This window comes from Amycolatopsis suaedae, from assembly GCF_004214935.1.
Taxonomy (GTDB): domain Bacteria; phylum Actinomycetota; class Actinomycetes; order Mycobacteriales; family Pseudonocardiaceae; genus Amycolatopsis; species Amycolatopsis suaedae.
In genome coordinates this window covers 141,259-162,289 of sequence record NZ_SFCC01000008.1, presented here as the reverse complement: position 1 = coordinate 162,289, position 21,031 = coordinate 141,259, and the positions used below count along the sequence as shown (strand labels likewise).

The window sequence follows — 21,031 nt, the reverse complement described above, 5'->3', positions numbered from 1 at the left end:
GGGCGTGACACAGCAAGACGAGGAAGTTCCTGGCGAGCGTTACCCCGAGAACCCGCCGGAGAAGCACCGCGGTCCGGTGGTGCTGCGGCGCGGACGCCGTTCCGAGCCCACCACCACCGACCAGCGGCTGCTCGACTCCCGCGGCCCCTCCGACTGGGTCCACACCGACCCGTGGCGGGTGCTGCGCATCCAGGCCGAGTTCGTCGAGGGCTTCGGCGCGCTGGCCGAGGTTCCGCGCGCGGTGACGGTGTTCGGCTCGGCCCGCACCAAGCGGGACCACCCGGAGTACGAGCTGGGCCGCAAGATCGGCGCCGCGCTGGCCGCCGCCGGGTTCGCCACGATCACCGGCGGCGGGCCGGGCGCGATGGAGGCGGTCAACCGCGGCGCGTCGGAAGCCGGTGGCTTCTCCATCGGGCTGGGCATCGAGCTGCCGTTCGAGCAGGGCCTCAACCCGTGGGTCGACCTGGGCGTCAACTTCCGCTACTTCTTCGCCCGCAAGACCATGTTCATCAAGTACTCGCAGGCCTTCATCTGCCTGCCCGGCGGGTTCGGCACGCTCGACGAGCTGTTCGAGGCGCTGACCCTGGTGCAGACGAAGAAGGTCACCAAGTTCCCGGTCGTGCTGTTCGGCCGCGAGTACTGGGGCGGCCTCTACGACTGGATCGCCGGCACGCTGATGAAGGAAGGCAAGATCAGCGAGAAGGACCTGGACCTGCTGCACGTCACCGACGACATCGACGACGCGGTGAACGTCGTGCTGGAGGCCTACCAGGCGTGGGAGGACACCCACTGATGGCCGGCCTACGGGCGGTCTGTGTGTTCTGCGGTTCGGCGAAGGGCACCGGCACGCACTACGCCGAGCGGGCGGCCGCCGTCGGCAGGCTGCTCGCCGAGCGCGAGCTGACGCTGGTCTACGGCGGCGCGCACGTCGGCACCATGGGCGTGCTGGCCGACGCGACGCTGGCCGCCGGTGGTGAGGTCGTCGGCGTGATCCCGCGGCACCTGCAGGACGCCGAGGTCGCCCACACCGGCCTGACGAAGCTGCACGTGGTCGAGACCATGCACGAGCGCAAGGCCATGATGGCCGACCTCTCCGACGCCTTCCTCGCCCTGCCCGGTGGCGCCGGCACGCTGGAGGAACTGTTCGAGGTGTGGACCTGGGCGCAGCTCGGGCTGCACGGCAAGCCGGTCGGCCTGGTCGACACGGCGGGCTACTTCGGGCAGCTGGTGGCGTTCGCCGACCACATGGTCGACGAGGGCTTCCTGCGGCCGCAGCACCGGGAGATGCTGGCCGTCCACCCGGATCCCGCCGTGCTGCTGGAGCGGTTCGCCTCCTACGTGCCGCCCGCCGTGCCGAAGTGGGCATGATGGCCAGCGACTGGTTCGCCAGCCGCACTTGGCAGACCCCCCGGCTGTCCCGGGAGGAACTGCTGGCGGCCAAGGCCGGGCGCACGGTGTCGGTCGTGCTGCCCGCGCTGGACGAGGAACACACCGTCGGCACGGTGGTCGAGTCGGTCCTGCCGCTGGCGGGCACGCTGGTCGACGAGATCGTCGTGGTCGACTCCGGCTCCACCGACCGCACCGCGGCCGTCGCCGAGGCCGCCGGGGCCAGGGTGGTGCGCCGCGAGGACGTGCTGCCGGAGCTGGAACCGTGGCCGGGCAAGGGCGAGGTGCTGTGGCGGTCGCTGGCCGCCACCCGGGGCGACCTGGTGGTGTTCCTCGACTCCGACCTCGTCGAGCCGGACCCGGAGTTCGTCCCGGCGCTGCTCGGCCCGCTGCTGTCGGTACCGGGGGTGCACCTGGTCAAGGGCTTCTACCGGCGGCCGCTACGGCTGGAGACGGCCGAGGTCGGCACCGGCGGCGGCCGGGTCACCGAGCTGCTGGCCCGCCCGGTGCTGTCGGCGCTGCGGCCCGCGCTGGCCGGGCTGGTGCAGCCGCTGGGCGGGGAGTACGCGGCGACCAGGGAGTTCCTGGAGTCGGTGCCGTTCGCCGCCGGGTACGGGGTGGAGATCGGCCTGCTGCTGGACGCCGAGCGGCGCTACGGGATGGACGGCCTGGCGCAGGTCAACCTCGGCGTGCGCAAGCACCGCAACCGGTCGCTGCTGCAGCTGGGGGTCATGGCGCGGCAGATCCTCGGCACCGCGCTGGCCCGCTGCGGGGTGGCGGCGGGCGACGCGCCGCTGACGCAGTTCGTGCAGGTGTCGGGGGAGTGGCTGCCGGACGCCACCGACGTCCTGGTGGCCGACCGGCCGCCGATGCGAACCGTGCTCGCGGAGCGATAGGTAGACTCACTAGTTATGAAGAGCGGCGCGAAGCGTCTCCGTTGAGGTGGTGGTGGGGCTGTGGATGGCATGAAGGCTGATGCCTTGCGGGGCCACCTGGACGCCCTGCTGCTGGCCGTCCTGGACGGCCGCACGCTGCACGGCTACGCGATCATCGAGGCACTGCAGTCGCGCAGCGGCGGCGCCCTCGATCTGCCGACCGGCACGGTGTACCCGGCACTGCGCAGGCTGGAGCGGGCCGGGATGCTGGCCAGCGAGTGGGATGTGGTGTCCGGCCGCAAGCGGCGCAGCTACCAGCTCACCGCCGCCGGGCGCGAGGAACTGGCCGCGGAACGGAAGCGCTGGCAGGAGTTCACGACCGTCATCGGTGGCGTCCTGCACGCCTGAGCGCGGTTGTCAGGGGCTTATGTCACGATCGTCGTTGTGACCACCGCGCTGTTCTACCTCGTCATCATGCTGCTCGTCGCCGCCGTGGTGTACCTGCTCGCCGCGGTCGTGTTCGGCAGAGGCGAGGAGCTGGCCCCGCTGGCGCCGGGTACGTCCCCGACCCGGTTGCCCGCCGAGGACCTCACGGCCGAGGACCTGCGTGCCGTGCGGTTCCAGCTGGTGCTGCGTGGATACAAGATGTCCGAGGTGGACTGGGTGCTTCGCCGCGCAGGTGCGGAGATCGACCAGTTGCGGGCCAGGGTCGCCGAACTGGAGGCCGGGCGGGCTCCGGCAGAGGAGCGTTCGTGACCGACGTGCTCGTGTCCGCCGACGTGGCCGCACCGGCCGGAACGACGTGGCTGGCGCTGACCGACTGGGAACGCCAGGGGGAGTGGATGCTCGGCACCAGCGTGCGGGTGACCGGCGGGAACGGGCGTGAGGTCGGCTCGACGCTGTCGGCGTTCACCGGCGTCGCCGGTGTCGGGTTCACCGACACGATGGAGATCGTCACCTGGGAGCCGCCGGTGCGCTGCACGGTGCGGCACACCGGGACGCTGGTGCGCGGCACCGGTTCGTTCCACGTCCGCGACGCCGGGCGGCAGCGGTCGGTGTTCGTCTGGTCCGAGCGGCTGGACCTGCCGTTCGGCCTGGTCGGCAAGCTGGGCTGGCCGGTAGCCAAGCCGGGGTTCCTGCTCGGCCTGCGGTACTCGGCGCGGCGCTTCGCGCGCTTCGCCGAGGCGTACTCGGTGGGGCAGCCGTGAGCGAGCTGGTCGGCGCCGACGGCGTCTCGCGGTGCAGCTGGGGCAACAGCGCGCCGGACTACGCCGTCTACCACGACACCGAGTGGGGCGTGCCGCTGCGTGGTGAGGCGGCGCTGTTCGAGCGGATGAGCCTGGAGGCGTTCCAGTCCGGGCTGTCCTGGCTGATCATCCTCCGCAAGCGGGAGGGCTTCCGGCGGGCGTTCGCGGGGTTCGACCCGGCAGCCGTCGCCCGGTTCACCGACGCCGACGCCGCCCGGCTGCTGACCGACGCCGGCATCGTCCGCAACCGCGCCAAGATCGCGGCGACCATCAACAACGCCCGTGCCGTCGCCGAGCTGGACCGGCCGCTGGACGAGCTGCTGTGGTCGTTCGCCCCGTCGTCGCCGGGCCGCCGCCCGCGCACGATGGCGGACGTGCCCGCCACCAGCCCGGAGTCGAAGGCCATGGCCAAGGAGCTGAAGAAGCGCGGGTTCAGCTTCGTCGGCCCGACCACCTGCTACGCCCTGATGCAGGCCACCGGCATGGTCGACGACCACGTGGCGGCCTGCTTCCGGGCGGGCGGCTAACCGGCGAACTCCTCGACCGGTCGCCACCCGACCGCGTCGGGAAGGGCACCGCCGGTTCTGACGAACTGGACAATCGCTTGGCGAAACCGCGTGAGCCCGACGCCCGAGCCTGCCGGAAACCCGACCTCGGACAGTTCCCGGAGGTCCGGCGAGCCGGGTTCGCCAACGCTGAAGCCGTACATGTTCTCGCCCGCGTAGAGCAGGTAGCCGAAGCCGTCGTGGATCTGAACGTCCAGGGTCGCGGTGGCGTCGTCGCCCTGGATCGACGCGTCGTGCGTGCCTGCTCGGCTGAGCAGGGTGATGAGCTGGTTCACGGCCTCGTCCGAGTCGAGGACGAGCCGCTCTCCCCGTCCGTAGCCGGTAGGTATGGCGGCGGTGTAGTTCACGACGCGGTGCCCTCCCCGCGATAGGTCCTGATCGTCCCGTCCGGCTCGGCCACCCGCAACCGCGCTCCTGGTGGGAGAAACCTCGGCAGGTAGCGGTGACAGGTCACCGGGTCTTCTCGATCGTAGTCGCGTGTTCCGCACACCTGTCGGTCGATGACCACGACTTCATCCGTCAGGTTGGCGGCACGCATGAGTACGGCGATCTTGATTTCGACGTGGGTCGCGAGCCGTCGAGCAGCGCGTTCGGTGACCGGCATCTGGTCGCGGACGAAGCGTGCGGCCGCAGCCGCATGAGGGTCGCCGTGACCGCTGTTCACGCGTATCGCCGAGCCGTCCGAGCAGACCCATTCGCCGCGCGCGGCGAGTCCGTCGCGGCCTTTCCCGACGCGACGTCGTGCGGTGCTGATCCGGTCGGCGAGGGGTGTATTCGCCGGGGCGGTCACGAGGTGGGATGGCGGCCGTCGGCCGATGTCGACCCCAAGTGCGGCCGAGTAGCGAGTCAGGGTGTCCTCGACTTCCCGTACGAGGTCGAGCAGGCGCGCACAATCGCCCACGGTCAGGTCGACCTCGCGCGCGATGTCGCCGGTCGCGCCCACGACAGCGTTCGCCCAGAGATCCCGAGCGCCGGACGCCAGGTCGCCGGCGGCCTGGATCGCCGAGCGCGCTCGCGCGCAGGCCCCAAGGACCTGCCGGAGTCGCCCGGCGACGTCGGCGACGGACACCGTGGAGCGGTCAGCGGCCGGTGAAGTCCGGCTTGCGCTTGTTGACGAAGGCGTCGACGGCCTCGGCGTGGTCGGCCGTCGCGCCGAGGGCGGCCTGCGCGGCGTCCTCCGCGGCGAGCGCGTCCTCCAGCGTGCCGCGGGCGGCGACGGCGAGGACGTCCTTGATCTTCGCGTAGGCCACGGTCGGCCCGGCCGCCAGCTTGGCCGCGAGCGCCTGCGCCCGGCCGGGCAGCTCCTCGTCGGGCACGATCTCGGACACGATGCCCAGCCGCAGCGCCTCCTCGGCGTCGACCGGCCGGCCCAGCAGCATCAGCTCACTGGCCCGGCCCAGCCCGATCAGCCGCTGCAGCGTCCACGACGCACCCGAGTCCGGCCCGAGGCCGACCCCGGCGAACGCCATCAGGAAGCTCGACGAGGCCGCCGCGATCCGCAGGTCGGCGGCGTAGGCGAAGGCGGCACCCGCACCGGCGGCGGTGCCGTTGACCGCGGCGATCACCGGCTTCGGGGCCTCGACGATCGCCCGCACGATCGGGTTGTAGTGGTCGGCGACCGTCCGCAGCGGCGACGGGTCGTTCGCCCGCAGCAGGCCGACGTGCTCCTTGAGGTCCTGACCGGCGCAGAACGCCTTGCCGGTGCCGGTCAGCACGATCGCCCGCACCGACTCGTCGGCCGCCGCCTCGCGCAGCGCGGCCAGCAGCCGCTCCTTCAGCTCGACGGTGAGCGAGTTGTACGCCTTCGGCCGGTTGAGCGTCAGGGTGCGGACTCCGCTTTCGTCGGCGGTGAGCAGAACGTCCTCTGTGGTCACTACTGAACTCCCTGTGAAGATTTCTCGTCCGGCGGCGAGTCTGACACCCCCGCGAGCCGCATACCAGCATCGATGTGACGGCAAAAGATCGGTCCGCGCGCGCGGGCCGGTGCTGATGAGGGAGAATGGTGGTAACCCGGTTGGCTTTGGCGAGCGCGAACCCGGGCGCGCCGGTTGAGACGGAGGGAGCACGCTTATGGCGGCCATGAAGCCCCGGACCGGAGATGGTCCCCTCGAGGTGACTAAGGAGGGGCGGGGCCTCGTGATGCGCGTCCCGGTCGAGGGCGGTGGGCGCCTCGTCGTCGAGCTGTCCGCGGAGGAGGCGAAGAACCTCGGCGATGCCCTGCAGAAGGCGACCGGCTGACAGCCGCTGACGCCCCGCAACGCGTACCCCGGTTTCCGTAGTTCCGGCTGGAGACCGGGGTCGCCGTTCGTCTGCCCGACTTTGGAGGAGCCCCGTGCCGACCGTGCCGTCCGTGCCGACCCCGCTGGTGGAGCTGGAGGTGTCCGGCGACAACCGCCGGGCGCTGGTGGCCGAGCTGGTCGCCCCGCCCGACGGCGACCCGGTCCCGCGGTACGGCGTCCGTGCCACCGGCGCGGCGGGCGAGGTGCACACGCTGCCGGCCGGCGGGGCCGTCCAGTGGCTGGTCGGCACCGGCAGCGGCAGTAGTGCCGACTGGCGCGGCGCGGGCGCGGCCCTGGTGCGGGCCGCGAACGAGTACATCGCGGCCGAGTCCGACGCCGGTGCCCGCCCGGCCCGCACGGTGGCGGTGACGCTGCCGGACGACGTGCCTGCGGAGGCCGTCGGCGACTTCGCGCTGGGGCTGCTGCTCGGCGGCTACCGGTTCGTGGTGACCGGCGAGCCGGACAAGCCGGGCTGCCGCACGATCCGGCTCGGCACCCGCCCCGAGCACGCCGCGGTGGTGGCGCGTGCCGCGGAGCTGGCGGCGGCGACGGCGTTCGCCAGGGACCTCGCCAACACCCCGTCCAACATCAAGGACCCGGCCTGGCTGGCCGACACCGCGGTCCGCGTCGCGGGTGCCGTGCCGGGGCTGGACGTGACCGTGCGCGACGAGCAGTGGCTGACCACGCAGGGCTTCGGCGGGGTGCTGGCCGTCGGTGGCGGCTCGGTGTCGCCGCCGCGGCTGATCGAGCTGACCTACCGGCCCCGCGGCGCCCGGCACCACCTGCTCCTGGTCGGCAAGGGCATCACCTTCGACACCGGCGGCCTGTCGGTGAAGCCCGCCGACGGCATGCACCTCATGCGCACCGACATGTCCGGCGGCGCCGCGGTCATCGCCGCGATGCGGGCCATCGCGGCGCTCGGGCTGAAGGTCCGGGTGTCGGCGCTGGTCCCGGCGGCGGAGAACCACGTCTCCGGCTCGGCGTACCGGCCGGGCGACGTCGTGCGGCACTACGGCGGCATCACCACCGAGGTGACCAACACCGACGCCGAGGGCCGCATGGTCATGGCCGACGCGCTGGCCTACGGCGTGCGCAGGCTGCGCCCGGACACGATCGTCGACGTCGCCACGCTGACCGGAGCGATGAAGATCGCGCTGGGGGTACGCACCGCCGGGCTGTTCGCCACCGACGACGACCTGGCCAAGCGGATCGAGCGGGCCGGTGAGCAGGTCGGCGAGGCGTGGTGGCGGATGCCGCTGCTGGACGCGCACGCCGACGACGTGCGGGGCGAGCTGGCCGACGTCCGCCAGGCACCCGGCGGGCCGGGCGGAATCACCGCGGCGCTGTTCCTGCGCGAGTTCACCGGCGGCCTGCCGTGGGCGCACCTGGACATCGCCGGGCCCGCGCGGGCCGACCGCAGCTACGCCGACGTCGTGCCTGGCGGCACCGGGTTCGCCGCCCGCACGCTGGTGGAGCTGGCCGCCTCCTACGCCTGAGCGACCACGTGGTCGCGGAACGCCCGCACGGCGGGCGTGAGCGGGGCGTCCGCCGACCAGACCAGGCCGATGGTGCGGGTGACCGGCGGGTCGATCGGCACCTCGACGACACCGGCGGGCGCGCCCGGTTCGAACCGCGGTAGCAACGCGACGCCGAGCCCCGCGGCCACCAGGCCACGCACGGTGTCGGACTCCTGGCCCTCGAACGCCACCCTGGGGGTGAACCCGGCGGCGGCGCACAGGTCGTCGGTGATCTGCCGCATGCCGTAGCCGTGTTCGAGCTGGACGAAGCTCTCGCCGGCGAGGTCGGCGACGTGCACTTTCGCGGCACCGGCCAGCCGGTGCCCGGCGGGGACGCTGAGCAGCAGGGGCTGCTGTTCCAGCGCGGCCGAGGCGAAGGCGGGCTCGTCGGGCGGGGGCGCGACGAGCGCGAGGTCCAGGTCCCCGGCGGCCAGCGAGTCGACCATCTGCTGCCGGGAACCTTGCACGAGGCTGAACCGGGTGTGTGGCCGGACCGCGCGGAAGTCCCGTACCAGCCGGGGCACGAGCGAGCGGCCCAGCAGGTGCAGGAAGCCGAGTACGACGTGGCCGCGTTCCGGCTCGATCTCCTCGCGTGCCTGCCGGACCCCGGTTTCGACGGCGGTCAGCGCACGCTCGGCCGCCTCGGCCAGCAGCGTGCCGGCCCTGGTCAGCCGGATGCCACGGCCCGCGGGGGCGGTGACCGGCCCGCCGAGCCGCCGGGCGAGCGCGGCGAGCCTGCGGCTGGCCGTCGGCTGCGGGATGCCGACGACGGCCGCCGCGGCGGTGAGGTTGCCGGTGCGGCGCAGTGCCGCCAGCAGTGCCAGGTCGGGAGCCAGCGCTACTGATTCATCCATGAATCAATTATGCGTTTAGGTGGCATTGGACGTATTGGTTAGCACCACTTAGCGTCGAGACGTGGTTACCGCCCCCGCCGTCGTCCGCCCGGTCTCCGACCGGAAGACCACCGTTGCCGTCGCCGCGGGCGGAATCGCCATGTTCGCCCTGCTCTACGCCCCGCAGCCACTGCTGCCGCAGCTCGCCGCCGAGTACTCGCTCGACCCCGGGACGGCGTCGCTGGCGGTCGGTGTGGCGACCGGCGGGCTGGCCGTCGGGGTGCTGCCGATCGCGTCGCTGTCCGAGGTGGCCGGCCGCCGCCCGGTGATCCTCGTCTCGGTACTGGCCGCCGCGGTGCTCGGCCTGCTGCTGCCGCTGGCGCCGAACTACCCGGTGCTGCTGGCCATGCGGGCGGTGCAGGGGCTGGCCGTCGCCGGGTTCGCCGGGGTGGCCGCCGCCTACCTGGCCGAGCGGCTGGGCAAGGCGGGTGTCGCCGCCGCGGTCGGCGCGATGATCGCGGGCAACACCGTCGGCGGCATGGTCGGCAGGGTGCTCAGCGGCGTGGTGGCCGACCACCTCGGACTGTCCGGCGCCCTGCTCACGGTCGGCGCGTTCGGCCTGGCCTGCGCGTTGCTCACCGTGTTCACCCTGCCCCCGATCCAGTACGCGGCAGCGCCGGCCCCGGGCGACGTGCTGCGGGGGCTGGGGGCGGCGGTGCGGCGGCCGGTGCTGCTGGGGCAGTACGCCGTCGCCATGCTGGCCATGGGGTCGTTCGTCGCGCTGTACAACGCGGCCGGGTTCCGGCTGACCGAGCCGCCACTGGCGCTGCCGCCCGCGATCGCGTCGCTGGTGTTCCTGGCCTACGCCATGGGCACGGTGTCGTCGAGCTTCGCCGGACGGCTGATCGACCGGTTCGGCCGGGTGCCGGCCGTCGTCGGCGCGCTGGCGGTGACCGTCGCCGGCGCCGGGCTGACCATCGTCGACTCGCTGCCGCTGGTCGCCATCGGCTTCGCCGTGCTCACCGGCGGGTTCTTCGCGGCCCACGCGGTCGCCAACGGCACGGTCGCGGCCGAGTCCCCGCCCGGCGCCAGGGGACAGGCAGCCGGTCTCTACACGCTGGCCTACTACCTGGGCAGCAGCGTCGGCGGCACCGTCGGCACGGTCGTGTTCGACCACGCGGGCTGGACCTGGCTGATCGGCACCGTCACGGTCTGGCTGACCCTGAGTGCCCTGGCCGCGGTGGCGGTGCGGTCACGTCACTGACGCCGCCAGCAGGCCCCCGCCCACCGGCAGCAACGCGGGCACCAGCCGGTCGTCCTCGCGCAGTGCCCGCGCCACCTCACGCATGGCCATGGTGTCCGCGTCCCGCCGGGCCGGGTCGATGACCCTGCCGTCGACCAGCATGTTGTGGAACACGATCACCCCGCCCGGCCGCAGCAGACCGACGCCGTGCTCGCGGTAGTGCGGGTACTCCAGCGGGCTGGCGTCGACGAAGACCAGGTCGTAGTTGCCGGCGGTGAGCCGCGGCAGCACGTCCAGCGCCCTGCCCATGATCAGCCGGGTCCGCCCCGGCGGGTAACCGGCGTCGGCGAACGTCCGGCGTGCCGCGCGGTGGAACTCCGGCTCGATGTCGATCGAGGTCAGTACCCCGTCCGAGGTCATGCCGCGCATCAGGTACAGGCCGCTCACGCCGACGCCCGTGCCGATCTCCACCACGGCCCGCGCCCGCACGGCCGCGGCCAGGAACCGCAGGGTGGACCCGCAGGCCGGTCCCACCGAGGGGCAGCCGAGCTCGTCGGCCCGGACCCGGGCGGCGAGCAGCGCGTCGTCGTCGGGCAGGTAGCCCTCGACGAAGCCGCCCAGGTCGACGGAGTGCGCCTGTGAAGTCACGGGGTGGAGATTAGCGGTGCCTATCGACAAATCGGTGTCGACGTGCCTGGGAGTGGGCAGACCTTCTCAGACTCTTCTCAGGCCGGTCTCACTATCACCATAAGGAGAGCCGCGAGACTACGTCTGACAGAACGGGAACACCCTGCGCCCGGACGGCGTTGGGGGAAGTAGTAGGGAGACCAGCCCAATGGAGGTGCCTTCCCCGCCGATGCCGAACACCGCTGACACTCTGGCGCCGATCGACGCCGAGGCCTGGACCCCGCCGTCGTGGGACGAGGTCGTGCGTGAGCACGCCGACCGCGTGTACCGGCTTGCCTACCGGCTGACCGGTAACACCCACGACGCCGAGGACCTGACGCAGGAGACGTTCATCCGGGTGTTCCGCTCGCTGGCCTCCTACAAGCCGGGCACGTTCGAGGGCTGGCTGCACCGCATCACCACGAACCTGTTCCTCGACATGGCGCGCCGCCGTTCGCGGGTGCGCATGGAGGGCCTGCCCGAGGACACCGACCGCATCGTGGGCGACGACCCGAGCCCCGAGCAGGTCTACTCGGACACCCACCTCGACCCCGACCTGCAGGCCGCGCTCGACGAGCTGCCGCCGGAGTTCCGCGCCGCCGTCGTGCTGTGTGACGTCGAGGGACTGTCGTACGAGGAGATCGGCGCGACCCTCGGGGTTAAGCTCGGCACCGTGCGCAGCAGGATCCACCGCGGCCGCCAGGCGCTTCGCGCCTCGCTGGAGCGCCGCCGTGCCATGAAGCGTGAGGCCATCCCCGCCGAAGACACCCACGCGAGGTCGTCGGCATGACCGAACTACGCGGTTGGTCCCTGCCCGAATCGCACCTTCTTCCGGACGCGGTCGTCGCGTTCGTCGACGGTGAGCTGAGCCACGGGGCCAGGGAGCGCGCGGCGGCGCACGCCGCGCGGTGCCCGAGCTGCGCGAGCGACATCGCCGCGCAGCGGCAGGCCCGTTCCGAGGTGAAGCGGGCCGAGGCGCCCGCCATGTCGGCGGGTTTCCTGGCCAGCCTGCGTTCGATACCGGAGCACACCGAGCTGCCCACCACGCCCGACAACCTCGCCATCACCGAGGACGGGCAGCTGGTCGCCATCCAGCGGCCGGACCGCGTCGCCGGGCTACGGCACGGCACCCTGACCAACCACGCCCCGCTCGGCTCGACGCCGCCGCTGGGCAACTCCCCGACCGTGCTCGGCGGGCGTCTGAGCAAGCGTGCCGCGCAGGGCGCGGGCGTCGTCGTGTCCGGGCTGGTGCTCAGCGCGCTGGCGCTCGTGGTCACCGCGGACGACGAGGGCGAGCCCGCCGCGCCGCTGCCCGACGTCAACGTGCAGATGGGCGGCCAGCTCGCGCCCGCGGCCGGCCCGCTGACACCCCGCTGACGTCCCCTTCACCGGGTAACCGGCAAGATTCCCGGTGATGAGCCAGCAGTCCCAGCCGCAGCGGCCCGACCCCGAGGGGCGCCTCGCGCCGCGCCCACTGAACCGGCCGCCGGTCGACCCCGCGCAGGCCAGCGCCTTCGGCAGGCCACACGGCGTGCAGGGCGCCTTCGACACGCTGCGCAAGCCGGGCACGCCCGCGGGGCAGGCCAACGGCCTGTCGCTGGCTCCGCCGACCCCCGAGTCATTGGCCGAGGCGTTCCGCCGCCCGCCGGAGGCGGCAGGCGTCGTGCTGCAGCGCCCCGCCGACGACCCGGGTGCCCCCACCAGCGACACCGCCGAGCCCCCGCTGTGGACCGAGACCGCCGACCCGTGGCGTGACCCGGGTGCGGCTGCCGTCCTGGGCAGCCCTGCGGCCCGTCCGGAGACCGAACCCGAGAAAAAGGGCGAGGACCGGCCGCGCGGCAGGCGGCTGAGCCTGTCCGAGGTGCTGTTCGGCCGCACCGTCAAACCGATCGCGCTGGGCATCCTGGCCGCGCTGGCCGTCGTCATCGGCGCCGCCGGCGGGCTGACCGGCTGGTGGCTGGCCGACGAGGGCGACAGCCTGACCGGCGAGCTGAACATCGCCGAGGCCGAGGCCGCGAAGGAACGCCCGGCCGGCTCGGTCGCCGAGGTGGCGCAGCGGGTCACGCCCGCGGTCGTCTACCTGGAGGTGGTGAGCGGCCAGGAGGGCGGCAGCGGCTCGGGTGTGGTGATCGACCCGGCCGGCTACATCCTCACCAACCACCACGTGGTCGCCAGGGCTGTGCAGAACCAGCAGGCGAAGATCAACGTCGAGTTCGTCGGCGGCACCCGCACCGAGGCGCAGCTGGTCGGCAGCGACCCCAAGACCGACCTCGCCGTCATCAAGGTCAACGTGCCGAACCTGGTGGCCATCCAGGTCGGCAAGTCCGGTGACCTGGCCGTCGGCGACACCGTGCTGGCCGTCGGGTCGCCGAGGGGCTACAAGAACTCCGTCACCCAGGGCATCGTCAGCGCCCTGAACCGCCCGACGCTGGCCCCCGGACTCGACGGCGGGCCGCCGGTGGCCATGGACGCGGTCCAGACCGACGCCGCCATCAACCCGGGCAACTCGGGCGGCGCGCTCGTCGACGCCACCGGGGCGCTGGTCGGCATCAACACACTGATCGCCACCGCGGGCGACTCCGACGGCAACATCGGCATCGGCTTCGCCATCCCGGTCGACTACGCCATCCGGATCAGCTCGGAGCTGACCGCGAACCGGCAGGTCAAGCACGCCGAGATCGGCATCAACGCGGCGTCGGTCGCCGGGCGGCGGTCGATGGGCGCGCAGGTGCAGAACGTCGTGCCGAACGGCCCGGCCGCCTCCGCCGGGATCGCCGAGGGTGACGTGATCACCAAGGTCGGCGACCGGACCGTGGCCGAGCCCGCGGAGCTGACCGTCGCGGTGCGCCAGCACGACCCCGGCGCGGTGGTGCCGGTGCAGCTGGTGCGCCAGGGCAGGCAGCTCGTCGTCGACGTGACCCTGGGCTCCGACTAGTGGTTGCGACCGGAAGTTCGTTGGGGGTATTCGGCGGAACCAGGTTTCTGCTGGGAGTGCGGCCGGGAGACCCTCGTACCGGTGTCGTACTCGGGTCTTCCGGCCGTGCGTCCAGCGGGAAGCTGGGCCGCCGAGACCCCCTACAGACTTCCGGTCGTGACCACTAGTCTGGAAGCCGGTTGCGACAGGCCGGAGGTATGCGGTGTTCGAGAGCGTGGGCTGGGGCGAGATCCTCGTCCTCATCGTGGCCGGTCTGTTCATCCTCGGCCCGGAGCGGCTGCCCGAGGCGGCGGCGTGGGTCGGGCGCAGCATGCGCAAGGTGCGTGACTTCGCCTCCGGTGCCCGCAACCAGCTCAAGGACGAGATGGGCCCCGAGTTCGAGGACTTCCGCAAGCCGCTGGAAGACCTGCGGGAACTGCGTAACTTCGACCCGAAGCGGGTCGTCACCAAGCACCTGTTCGACGACGACCCGGACCCGCTGGGCCTGAACAACATCAACGGCACGGCCCCGGCGAACGGCCACTCGACGGCCGCGGCCACGTCGCAGCCGTCGTCCCCCGAGCCCCTCAAGCCGGGCGAGAAGCCCCCGGTCGACCCCGACGCCACCTGACCAGGCGGCCGGGCGGACTTTGCCGTGAAGGGGGCCCTCACGGCATCAGACACCAGGGCGGCCCGTTCACGCGAGTCGTACGTTCTGACGCGCGAGTCGTAGGTTCTGGCGCGCGAGTTGTACGTTCGCGCGCAGCCCCGGCGAGGTCGGGTGGTGTGCGTGAAGGTGGAGTTCGCGTGCGGGAGCGTGGGACTCGCGTGCACGAAGGTGGGACTCGCGGGGTCACGGGGTGAGAGGCGTGTCTCACCGTATGAACTCCACGCTCGTGCACGCGAGTTCTGCGTTCCGGCACGCGAGTTCCACGTTCGCGCACGATCACCCGCCCTGGCTCGCCCGGGACGGGCCGCAGGGGTCAGGCGGGGCTGACGTTCAGCATCTTTCCGGCCAGGCCACGGGCCCGGACCGACAGCGACTCGGCGGCCTTCGTGATCACCTGCGAGGCTGGCGCGTCCGGCTCGGCCAGCACCAGCGGGGTGCCCGCGTCGCCCTGCTCGCGCAGCCGCGGGTCCAGCGGCACCTGGCCGAGCAGCGGCACGTTCGACCCGACGGCCTTCGACAGCGAGTCGGCCACGGCCTGACCACCGCCGGAGCCGAAGATCTCCATCCGCTCGCCGGAGGGCGTCTCCAGCCAGGACATGTTCTCGATCACGCCGGCGATCCGCTGCCGGGTCTGCAGCGCGATCGCACCCGCCCGCTCGGCGACCTCGGCGGCGGCCTGCTGCGGGGTGGTGACGACCAGGATCTCCGCGTTCGGGATCAGCTGCGCCACCGAGATGGCGATGTCGCCGGTGCCCGGCGGCAGGTCGAGCAGCAGGACGTCCAGGTCGCCCCAGAACGCCTCGGCCAGGAACTGCTGCAGCGCACGGTGCAGCATCGGGCCGCGCCACACCACCGGGGTATTGCCCGGCGTGAACATGCCGATCGAGATGACCTTCACGCCGTGTGCCTGCGGCGGCATCATCATCTTCTCGACCTTGGTCGGCTTCTCCGACGCGCCCAGCATGCGGGGGATGGAGTGGCCGTAGATGTCGGCGTCCACCACGCCGACCGACAGCCCCCGCTTGGCCATCGCCACGGCCAGGTTCACGGTCATGCTCGACTTGCCGACGCCGCCCTTGCCGGACGCCACGCAGTACACCCTGGTCAGCGAGCCCGGCTGGGCGAACGGGATCACCGGCTCGGCCATGTCCCCGCGCAGCGACTTGCGCAGCTCGGTGCGCTGCTCGTCGCTCATCACGTCCAGTTCGACCCGCACCGAGGTGACCCCGTCGAGTTTCTCGACGGCGGCGGTGGTGTCGTTGGTGATGGTCGCCTTGAGCGGACAGCCGGCCACGGTCAGGTAGATCCCGACGGTCACCACACCGTCCTCGGCCACGGTCACGTCCTTGACCATGCCGAGTTCGGTGATCGGCTTGCGGATCTCCGGGTCCTGGACGTTCTTCAACGCGGCGCGGACGTCCTCGACACTGGGGAGCTGCTGCGTGCTGGTCACCCCACCATGCTACGGACTGCCCTTGACCCTTCGAGGTTTGGTGTTGAGGTCCTCACGTAGCTTGTCCAGTTCCGAGCGCAGGTAGTCGCGGGTGGCGACCTCGCCGACGGCCAGCCGCAGCGCCGCCAGCTCCCTGGCCAGGTACTCCGTGTCGGCCTTCGTCTGCGCGGCCCGCGCGCGGTCCTCTTCCAGCGACACCCGGTCCCGGTCGTCCTGCCGGTTCTGCGCCAGCAGGATCAGCGGCGCCGCGTACGCGGCCTGCGTGGAGAACGCCAGGTTGAGCAGGATGAACGGGTACGGGTCCCACTGCAGCCCGACGGCCACCAGGTTCAGCGTGATCCAGACGATCACGATCAGCGTCTGGAGCAGCAGGTAGCGGCCGGTGCCGAGGAAGCGGGCCAGCCGCTCGGTGAGCCGCCCGAACGCCTCCGGGTCGAAGCTGACCGACCAGCGGGACGAGCGCGGCTGGTCCAGCCTGCGGTGCAGGTGCGGCTCAGGCATGCGGCACCCCCTCGGTGACGTCGTGCAGCCCGGTTTCCCGCCAGCCCCCTGGCAGCAGGTGGTCCAGCACGTCGTCGACGGTGATCGCGCCGACCAGGTGATCCTCGGCGTCGAGGACCGGCCCGCAGGCCAGGTTGTACGCCGCCAGGTAGCGGGTGACCTCGGCCAGCGACGCCTCCGGCCGCAGGCCGGGCAGGTCGGTGTCGGCGGCGCTGGCCACCAGCTCGGCGGGCGGCTCCCTGAGCAGCCGCTGGAAGTGCACGCAGCCGGCGTAGCGGCCGGTCGGGGTGTCGGTGGGCGGGCGGCAGACGAACACCATCGTGGCCAGCGGCGCGGGTAGTTCGGGGTTGCGGATACGGGCCAGTGCCTCGGCGACGGTGGCGTCCGGGGTGAGCACCACCGGCTCGGTGGTCATCAGGCCGCCCGCGGTGTCCGACGAGTAGGTCAGCAGCCGCTTCACCGGCGCCGACTCCCTCGGCTCCATCAGCTCCAGCAGCCGGTTCTGGTCGGCGGGCGCCAGCTCGGCCAGCAGGTCGGCGGCGTCGTCGGGGTTCATCGCCTCCAGGATGTCGGCGGCCCGTTCCTCGGCCAGATGCGCGAGCAGGTCCTTCTGGTCGTCCTCGGGCAGTTCCTCCAGCACGTCGGCCAGCCGCTCGTCGTCCATGGCGTCGGCGACCTCGTGCCTGCGCTTGACCGGCAGGTCGCGCAGGGTGGCGGCGACGTCGACGGCCCGCATGGTGTCGAACAGCATCAGCAGCTGACCTGCTCCCTGGACCTGGCCGGTGAGGTCGGTGAGCCCGAGCCCGCTGACCTCGCCCCACGGCAGGACCTGCAGCGACGAACGCCGCCTGCCCAGTCCCAGCCGGGTGCTGCGTTCCCGGACGGCGAGTTTGGCCAGCACCCAGTCGCGGGTGCGGGTGGGCTCCATGGCCGCGTCGGCGACCGTCACCCTGGTGTCGGTGCCGGTCAGGGTGGCGTGGGCGTCGGTCAGCTGACCGAGCACCAGCACCTCGTTGGGCCGCTGGTGGAAGCGGCGCATGTTGACCGATCCGGTCGCCAGCGTGATCGCGTTCGGCTCGATCGCGGTGACCCGCAGCATGGGCACGAACACCCGCCGCCGGGTGGCCAGCTCGACCACCAGGCCGAGCACGCGTGGCGCCTGCTGGTCCAGCCGGAGCCCGGCGACCAGGTCGCGGACCTTGCCGATCGACTCACCGTCCGGACCGAACACGGGCAAACCCGCCAGCTGAGCTGCGAAAACCCGGTTCACGCCTGCCATGCGGCGAGCCTATCCGGACCGTGCGGCCGACGCAGGGAACGACGTACCATCGGAAAGACACAGGGGTGCACCCGCGGGAGCCGCCGATGTTGGAGATCCTCATTGGGGCGCTGGTGGTCGTCGTGGCCGGTCTCGCCTCCACCGTGCGCGTCGTCAAGCAGTACGAACGCGGGCTGGTGTTCCGCTTCGGCAAGGTGCACCGCCGCCCGAGGGACCCCGGGCTGGCCCTGGTCATCCCCGGCGTGGACCGCATGCGCAAGGTCAACATGCAGATCGTGACGCTGCCCGTGCCCGCCCAGGACGGCATCACCAGGGACAATGTCACGGTCCGGGTCGACGCGGTCGTGTACTTCAAGGTGGTCGACCCGGTGCAGGCCATCGTCGGCGTCGAGGACTACCGGTTCGCGATGGGGCAGGTGGCGCAGACCTCGCTGCGGTCGATCATCGGCAAGAGCGACCTGGACGACCTGCTGTCCAACCGGGAACGCCTCAACGAGGGCCTGGAGCTGATGATCGACAACCCGGCGCTGAGCTGGGGCGTGCAGATCGACCGGGTGGAGATCAAGGACGTCGCGCTGCCCGAGGCCATGAAACGCGCCATGTCCCGGCAGGCCGAGGCCGAGCGGGAACGCCGGGGCAGGGTGATCGCCGCCGACGGCGAGCTGCAGGCGTCACACAAGCTGGCCGCAGCGGCGGCGCAGATGGCCGACACCCCGGCCGCGCTGCAGCTACGCCTGCTGGAGACCGTCGTCGAGGTCGCGGCGGAGAAGAACTCGACGCTGGTGCTGCCGTTCCCGGTGGAGCTGCTGCGGTTCCTCGACCACGCGACCCGCAGCGGCGAGACCCCGCCGACGGTGCCCGAGCAGCCGGGCCCGCCGTCGGCAAATGCACACTCCTAGCGGAATCCTCGCCAGTTGGTCGAGATACCGATGATGACCACGATGATCACCGTCAGCAGCACGAGACCGATCGCGACGTAGCCGATGATCACCCCGGCCAGCGCCATGCCCCTGCCGCCCGCTTCGCCCCGCTTGGCCTTGCTGAGCGCGATGTGCCCGAGGATGATGCCCACGATCGACAGCAGCCCGCCGCACGCGACCAGCCCGACGATCGAGCAGACCAGCGAGCCGACGGCCATGCCGCTGTCCTGGTTCTGTGGGGGCATCGGACCGTAGCCGTAGGGCTGCTGCGGGTACTGCTGCTGGTAGGGCTGGGGAAAGGCGCCCGACTGCGGTTGCTGGCCGTAGGGCTGCTGCTGCCCGTACGGATCCTGTGGATAGCTCACGGCGCAACACCGTAACCCGGTTCAGTAGGTGACACTGACTCCCGCGGCGAACACCACCAGAACCAGCCAGAGCACGAGCGGGATCAGCCAGAGGCCGACCAGGACGTAGCCGATGATCATGCCCGCCTGGGCCATGCCCTGGCCGCCTGCCTCGCCGCGTTTGGCCTTGCCGTAGGCGATGTGGCCGAAGATGATCCCCAGCGGGGCGCAGATGCAGATGAGGATACCCACCAGCGAGCAGACCAGCGACGCGACCGCCATCCCCTGGTCCGGTTGTGGTGGCAGGGGCGCGGCCGGGTAGCCGTAGGGCGCGGGCGGGTACCCGTGTTGCGGCAGGTTTCTGTACGGATCGGTCATGATCTTGTCCCCCTCTGTCGACCGGTTGCCACTCACCGTAGTGGGATGGTGAGCGTCCTCATAGCCGACAGCGCGGACTCGGGTCATACTCACCGGTAACCACGGACCCAGGGAGACCGAGATGGCCCGCCTCGCCCAGACCGCCGGACTGACCGACGTCCAGCAGGAGATCCTCGCGACCGTGCGGGCGTTCGTGGACAAGGAGATCATCCCGCACGCCCAGGCGCTGGAGCACGCCGACACCTACCCGGCCGACATCGTCGAGGGCATGAAGGAGATGGGCCTGTTCGGCCTGACCATCCCGGAGGAGCACGGCGGCCTGGGCGAGTCGCTGCTGACCTACGCGCTGGTGGTCGAGGAGATCGCCCGCGGCTGGATGAGCGTGTCCGGCGTGATCAACACGCACTTCATCGTGGCGCACATGATCTCCCGGCACGGCACCGGCGAGCAGAAGCGTGACCTGCTGCCGCGGATGGCGGCCGGCGAGGTCCGCGGCGCGTTCTCCATGTCCGAGCCCGACCTGGGTTCCGACGTCGCCGCCATCAAGACCAGGGCCCGCCGCGACGGCGACGAGTTCGTCATCGACGGCGCCAAGATGTGGCTGACCAACGGCGGCACGTCCAACCTGATCGCGTTGCTGGTGCGCACCGACGAGGGCCGGGAGAAGCCACACCAGAACCTGACGACGTTCCTGGTGGAAAAGCCCGAGGGCTACGGCGAGGTCGCGCCCGGCCTGACCATCCCCGGCAAGATCGAGAAGATGGGGTACAAGGGCGTCGACACCACCGAGGCGGTGTTCGACGGCTACCGCATCGGCGCGGACAGCGTGCTCGGCGGCGTGACCGGCGCGGGCTTCGCGCACATGATGGACGGCATCGAGGTCGGCCGGGTCAACGTGGCGGCGCGGGCCTGCGGCATCGCGATCCGGGCGTTCGAGCTGGCCGTGGACTACGCCCAGCAGCGGCGCACGTTCGGCAGGCCGATCGCCGAGCACCAGGCCGTGGCGTTCAAGCTGGCCGAGATGGCCACCAAGGTCGAGGCCGCGCACCTGATGATGGTCAACGCCGCCCGGCTCAAGGGCTCGGGCGCGCGCGGTGACGTCGAGGCGGGGATGGCCAAGCTGATCGCCAGTGAGTACTGCGCCGAGGTCACCCAGGACGCCTTCCGCATCCACGGCGGCTACGGCTACTCCAAGGAGTACGAGATCGAGCGGCTCATGCGCGAGGCGCCGTTCCTGCTCATCGGCGAGGGCACCAGCGAGATCCAGAAGACCATTATCAGCAGGGGCCTGCTGCGGGAGTACAAGCTGAAGGGCTGAGGGGCACCTGGCAGGATAGGACAGGACAAAACCCCCGAGCCACAGGTGAGTACAACGTGACCGGTCCTTTCGCCGGCCGTCCCGCGGCGGGACAGCCGAGGCTGCCCACGCCGCCGACCGGGTGGCCGATCGGTTCCTACGAGACGTACGCCCAGGCGCAGAACGCCGTGGAGTACCTGGCGTCCAACGAGTTCGAGGTCGCCGACGTGACGATCGTCGGCGTCGACCTGATGCTGGTCGAACGCGTCGTCGGCAGGCTGACCTGGGGCAAGGTGCTGGGTACCGGCGCGGTGTCGGGTGCCTGGATGGGTCTGTTCATCGGCGTGCTGCTGGGCCTGCTCGGCCCGGCCGAGATGAACCTGCTGTCGGTCCTGATCGGCCTCGGCATCGGTGTGCTGTTCGGGACGACGTTCGCCGCCATCAGCTACTCGGTCACCCGGGGCCGCCGGGACTTCTCGTCGGCCAGCCAGCTCGTGGCCGGGCGCTACGACGTCCTCTGCCAGCCCCGCAACGCCGAACGCGGCCGCGATCTGCTCGCCAGGCAGGCCATGGGCCAGACCGGCTGACCTCTCGCTACCCCATTGGTGCTTCCGTTTCGCGCAAATCGCTGAATCGTTACTGACATTGCTTGCGGGCCCTGAT

At 71.8% G+C, this 21,031-nt stretch carries 27 protein-coding genes; 17 read left to right on the top strand and 10 right to left on the bottom strand.

The annotated features are described in order from the left end of the window. Positions 1–4 precede the first annotated feature (4 nt). The 7 genes from EWH70_RS17160 (at position 5) to EWH70_RS17130 (ending at position 4,035) form a co-directional block, all read left to right on the top strand. A complete protein-coding gene (locus tag EWH70_RS17160) occupies positions 5–793 on the top strand; it encodes an LOG family protein (RefSeq protein WP_130476428.1) in 789 nt (262 codons plus the stop codon). Then, complete coding sequence (locus EWH70_RS17155) at positions 793–1,368, top strand: LOG family protein (RefSeq protein ID WP_130476427.1); 576 nt, start codon at positions 793–795, stop codon at positions 1,366–1,368. Before EWH70_RS17160 ends, EWH70_RS17155 begins: the two co-directional genes overlap by 1 nt. Then, positions 1,368–2,282 (top strand): glucosyl-3-phosphoglycerate synthase, encoded by a 915-nt coding sequence (locus EWH70_RS17150; RefSeq protein WP_130476426.1) that lies wholly within the window; start codon positions 1,368–1,370, stop codon positions 2,280–2,282. The genes EWH70_RS17155 and EWH70_RS17150 overlap by 1 nt, the downstream gene beginning before the upstream one ends. Before the next feature lie 69 nt (positions 2,283–2,351). Then, on the top strand, positions 2,352–2,669 hold the full coding sequence (locus tag EWH70_RS17145) for a PadR family transcriptional regulator (protein WP_130476425.1): 318 nt from the start codon (positions 2,352–2,354) through the stop codon (positions 2,667–2,669). Between the two features lie 36 nt (positions 2,670–2,705). After that, on the top strand, positions 2,706–3,017 hold the full coding sequence (locus tag EWH70_RS17140) for a DivIVA domain-containing protein (RefSeq protein WP_130476424.1): 312 nt from the start codon (positions 2,706–2,708) through the stop codon (positions 3,015–3,017). Then, positions 3,014–3,469, top strand: coding sequence for an SRPBCC family protein (locus EWH70_RS17135; RefSeq protein WP_130476423.1), 456 nt, complete (start codon positions 3,014–3,016; stop codon positions 3,467–3,469). Before EWH70_RS17140 ends, EWH70_RS17135 begins: the two co-directional genes overlap by 4 nt. Then, entirely contained in the window at positions 3,466–4,035 is a 570-nt protein-coding gene (locus EWH70_RS17130) for a DNA-3-methyladenine glycosylase I (protein ID WP_130476422.1), read from the top strand. Before EWH70_RS17135 ends, EWH70_RS17130 begins: the two co-directional genes overlap by 4 nt. Here the strand turns inward: EWH70_RS17130 and EWH70_RS17125 are convergent. The 3 genes from EWH70_RS17125 to EWH70_RS17115 are packed head-to-tail and all read right to left on the bottom strand — an operon-like array spanning position 4,032 to position 5,948. After that, positions 4,032–4,421 carry an Imm1 family immunity protein gene (locus EWH70_RS17125; RefSeq protein WP_130476421.1) on the bottom strand — a complete coding sequence of 130 codons (390 nt, stop codon included), beginning with the start codon at positions 4,419–4,421 and terminating at the stop codon, positions 4,032–4,034. The two genes, EWH70_RS17130 and EWH70_RS17125, sit on opposite strands and share 4 nt — an antisense overlap. Beyond that, on the bottom strand, positions 4,418–5,143 hold the full coding sequence (locus EWH70_RS17120) for a DddA-like double-stranded DNA deaminase toxin (protein WP_130476420.1): 726 nt from the start codon (positions 5,141–5,143) through the stop codon (positions 4,418–4,420). The genes EWH70_RS17125 and EWH70_RS17120 overlap by 4 nt, the downstream gene beginning before the upstream one ends. A gap of 10 nt (positions 5,144–5,153) precedes the next feature. Continuing rightward, positions 5,154–5,948 (bottom strand): enoyl-CoA hydratase-related protein, encoded by a 795-nt coding sequence (locus tag EWH70_RS17115; RefSeq protein ID WP_130476419.1) that lies wholly within the window; start codon positions 5,946–5,948, stop codon positions 5,154–5,156. Between the two features lie 196 nt (positions 5,949–6,144). Here EWH70_RS17115 and EWH70_RS17110 point away from each other — a divergent pair, with 196 nt between their 5' ends. Both EWH70_RS17110 and EWH70_RS17105 read left to right on the top strand, forming a co-directional pair. Next, the gene (locus tag EWH70_RS17110; RefSeq protein WP_130476418.1) at positions 6,145–6,312 is read left to right on the top strand and encodes a DUF3117 domain-containing protein; all 168 of its coding nucleotides are present in this window, start codon (positions 6,145–6,147) and stop codon (positions 6,310–6,312) included. A 94-nt stretch (positions 6,313–6,406) separates the two neighbouring features. Continuing rightward, positions 6,407–7,849 (top strand): leucyl aminopeptidase family protein, encoded by a 1,443-nt coding sequence (locus EWH70_RS17105; RefSeq protein WP_130476417.1) that lies wholly within the window; start codon positions 6,407–6,409, stop codon positions 7,847–7,849. Here the strand turns inward: EWH70_RS17105 and EWH70_RS17100 are convergent. After that, positions 7,840–8,724 (bottom strand): LysR family transcriptional regulator, encoded by an 885-nt coding sequence (locus tag EWH70_RS17100; protein ID WP_130476416.1) that lies wholly within the window; start codon positions 8,722–8,724, stop codon positions 7,840–7,842. The genes EWH70_RS17105 and EWH70_RS17100 overlap by 10 nt on opposite strands. A 139-nt stretch (positions 8,725–8,863) precedes the next feature. On the opposite strand from EWH70_RS17100, the gene EWH70_RS17095 reads away from it, so the two are divergent. Then, positions 8,864–9,967, top strand: a complete 1,104-nt coding sequence (locus EWH70_RS17095; protein WP_130476616.1) for an MFS transporter — start codon at positions 8,864–8,866, stop codon at positions 9,965–9,967. Here the strand turns inward: EWH70_RS17095 and EWH70_RS17090 are convergent. Continuing rightward, a complete protein-coding gene (locus EWH70_RS17090; RefSeq protein ID WP_130476415.1) occupies positions 9,956–10,594 on the bottom strand; it encodes an O-methyltransferase in 639 nt (212 codons plus the stop codon). The genes EWH70_RS17095 and EWH70_RS17090 overlap by 12 nt on opposite strands. Positions 10,595–10,781: 187 nt before the next feature. On the opposite strand from EWH70_RS17090, the gene sigE reads away from it, so the two are divergent. The 4 genes from sigE to tatB all read left to right on the top strand — a co-directional run bounded on the left by sigE (position 10,782) and on the right by tatB (position 14,157). Further along, positions 10,782–11,402 carry an RNA polymerase sigma factor SigE gene (gene sigE / locus EWH70_RS17085; protein ID WP_130476414.1) on the top strand — a complete coding sequence of 207 codons (621 nt, stop codon included), beginning with the start codon at positions 10,782–10,784 and terminating at the stop codon, positions 11,400–11,402. Continuing rightward, positions 11,399–11,989 (top strand): zf-HC2 domain-containing protein, encoded by a 591-nt coding sequence (locus EWH70_RS17080; RefSeq protein WP_130476413.1) that lies wholly within the window; start codon positions 11,399–11,401, stop codon positions 11,987–11,989. Before sigE ends, EWH70_RS17080 begins: the two co-directional genes overlap by 4 nt. Positions 11,990–12,026: 37 nt before the next feature. Continuing rightward, on the top strand, positions 12,027–13,547 hold the full coding sequence (locus tag EWH70_RS17075; RefSeq protein WP_130476412.1) for a S1C family serine protease: 1,521 nt from the start codon (positions 12,027–12,029) through the stop codon (positions 13,545–13,547). Between the two features lie 202 nt (positions 13,548–13,749). Beyond that, on the top strand, positions 13,750–14,157 hold the full coding sequence (gene tatB, locus EWH70_RS17070) for a Sec-independent protein translocase protein TatB (protein WP_130476411.1): 408 nt from the start codon (positions 13,750–13,752) through the stop codon (positions 14,155–14,157). 352 nt (positions 14,158–14,509) lie between these two features. Here the strand turns inward: tatB and EWH70_RS17065 are convergent, their stop codons facing one another. From EWH70_RS17065 to EWH70_RS17055, 3 genes are read right to left on the bottom strand one after another with little or no spacing between them, the layout of a single operon-like run. Continuing rightward, the gene (locus EWH70_RS17065) at positions 14,510–15,649 is read right to left on the bottom strand and encodes an Mrp/NBP35 family ATP-binding protein (RefSeq protein WP_130476410.1); all 1,140 of its coding nucleotides are present in this window, start codon (positions 15,647–15,649) and stop codon (positions 14,510–14,512) included. 9 nt (positions 15,650–15,658) lie between these two features. Beyond that, on the bottom strand, positions 15,659–16,150 hold the full coding sequence (locus EWH70_RS17060) for a DUF1003 domain-containing protein (RefSeq protein WP_130476409.1): 492 nt from the start codon (positions 16,148–16,150) through the stop codon (positions 15,659–15,661). After that, a complete protein-coding gene (locus tag EWH70_RS17055; RefSeq protein ID WP_130476408.1) occupies positions 16,143–17,429 on the bottom strand; it encodes a magnesium transporter MgtE N-terminal domain-containing protein in 1,287 nt (428 codons plus the stop codon). Before EWH70_RS17055 ends, EWH70_RS17060 begins: the two co-directional genes overlap by 8 nt. Positions 17,430–17,515: 86 nt before the next feature. Here EWH70_RS17055 and EWH70_RS17050 point away from each other — a divergent pair, with 86 nt between their 5' ends. Next, positions 17,516–18,328, top strand: coding sequence for a slipin family protein (locus EWH70_RS17050; protein WP_130476407.1), 813 nt, complete (start codon positions 17,516–17,518; stop codon positions 18,326–18,328). Here EWH70_RS17050 and EWH70_RS17045 read toward each other — a convergent pair. Beyond that, positions 18,325–18,714 (bottom strand): DUF4190 domain-containing protein, encoded by a 390-nt coding sequence (locus EWH70_RS17045; RefSeq protein ID WP_165436303.1) that lies wholly within the window; start codon positions 18,712–18,714, stop codon positions 18,325–18,327. The two genes, EWH70_RS17050 and EWH70_RS17045, sit on opposite strands and share 4 nt — an antisense overlap. Positions 18,715–18,735: 21 nt before the next feature. Continuing rightward, positions 18,736–19,071, bottom strand: a complete 336-nt coding sequence (locus tag EWH70_RS17040) for a DUF4190 domain-containing protein (protein WP_130476406.1) — start codon at positions 19,069–19,071, stop codon at positions 18,736–18,738. 121 nt (positions 19,072–19,192) lie between these two features. On the opposite strand from EWH70_RS17040, the gene EWH70_RS17035 reads away from it, so the two are divergent. Together EWH70_RS17035 and EWH70_RS17030 are read left to right on the top strand one after the other, a co-directional pair. After that, positions 19,193–20,389, top strand: a complete 1,197-nt coding sequence (locus EWH70_RS17035; protein WP_130476405.1) for an acyl-CoA dehydrogenase family protein — start codon at positions 19,193–19,195, stop codon at positions 20,387–20,389. 56 nt (positions 20,390–20,445) lie between these two features. Then, on the top strand, positions 20,446–20,955 hold the full coding sequence (locus EWH70_RS17030; protein ID WP_130476404.1) for a YflT domain-containing protein: 510 nt from the start codon (positions 20,446–20,448) through the stop codon (positions 20,953–20,955). Positions 20,956–21,031 lie beyond the last annotated feature (76 nt).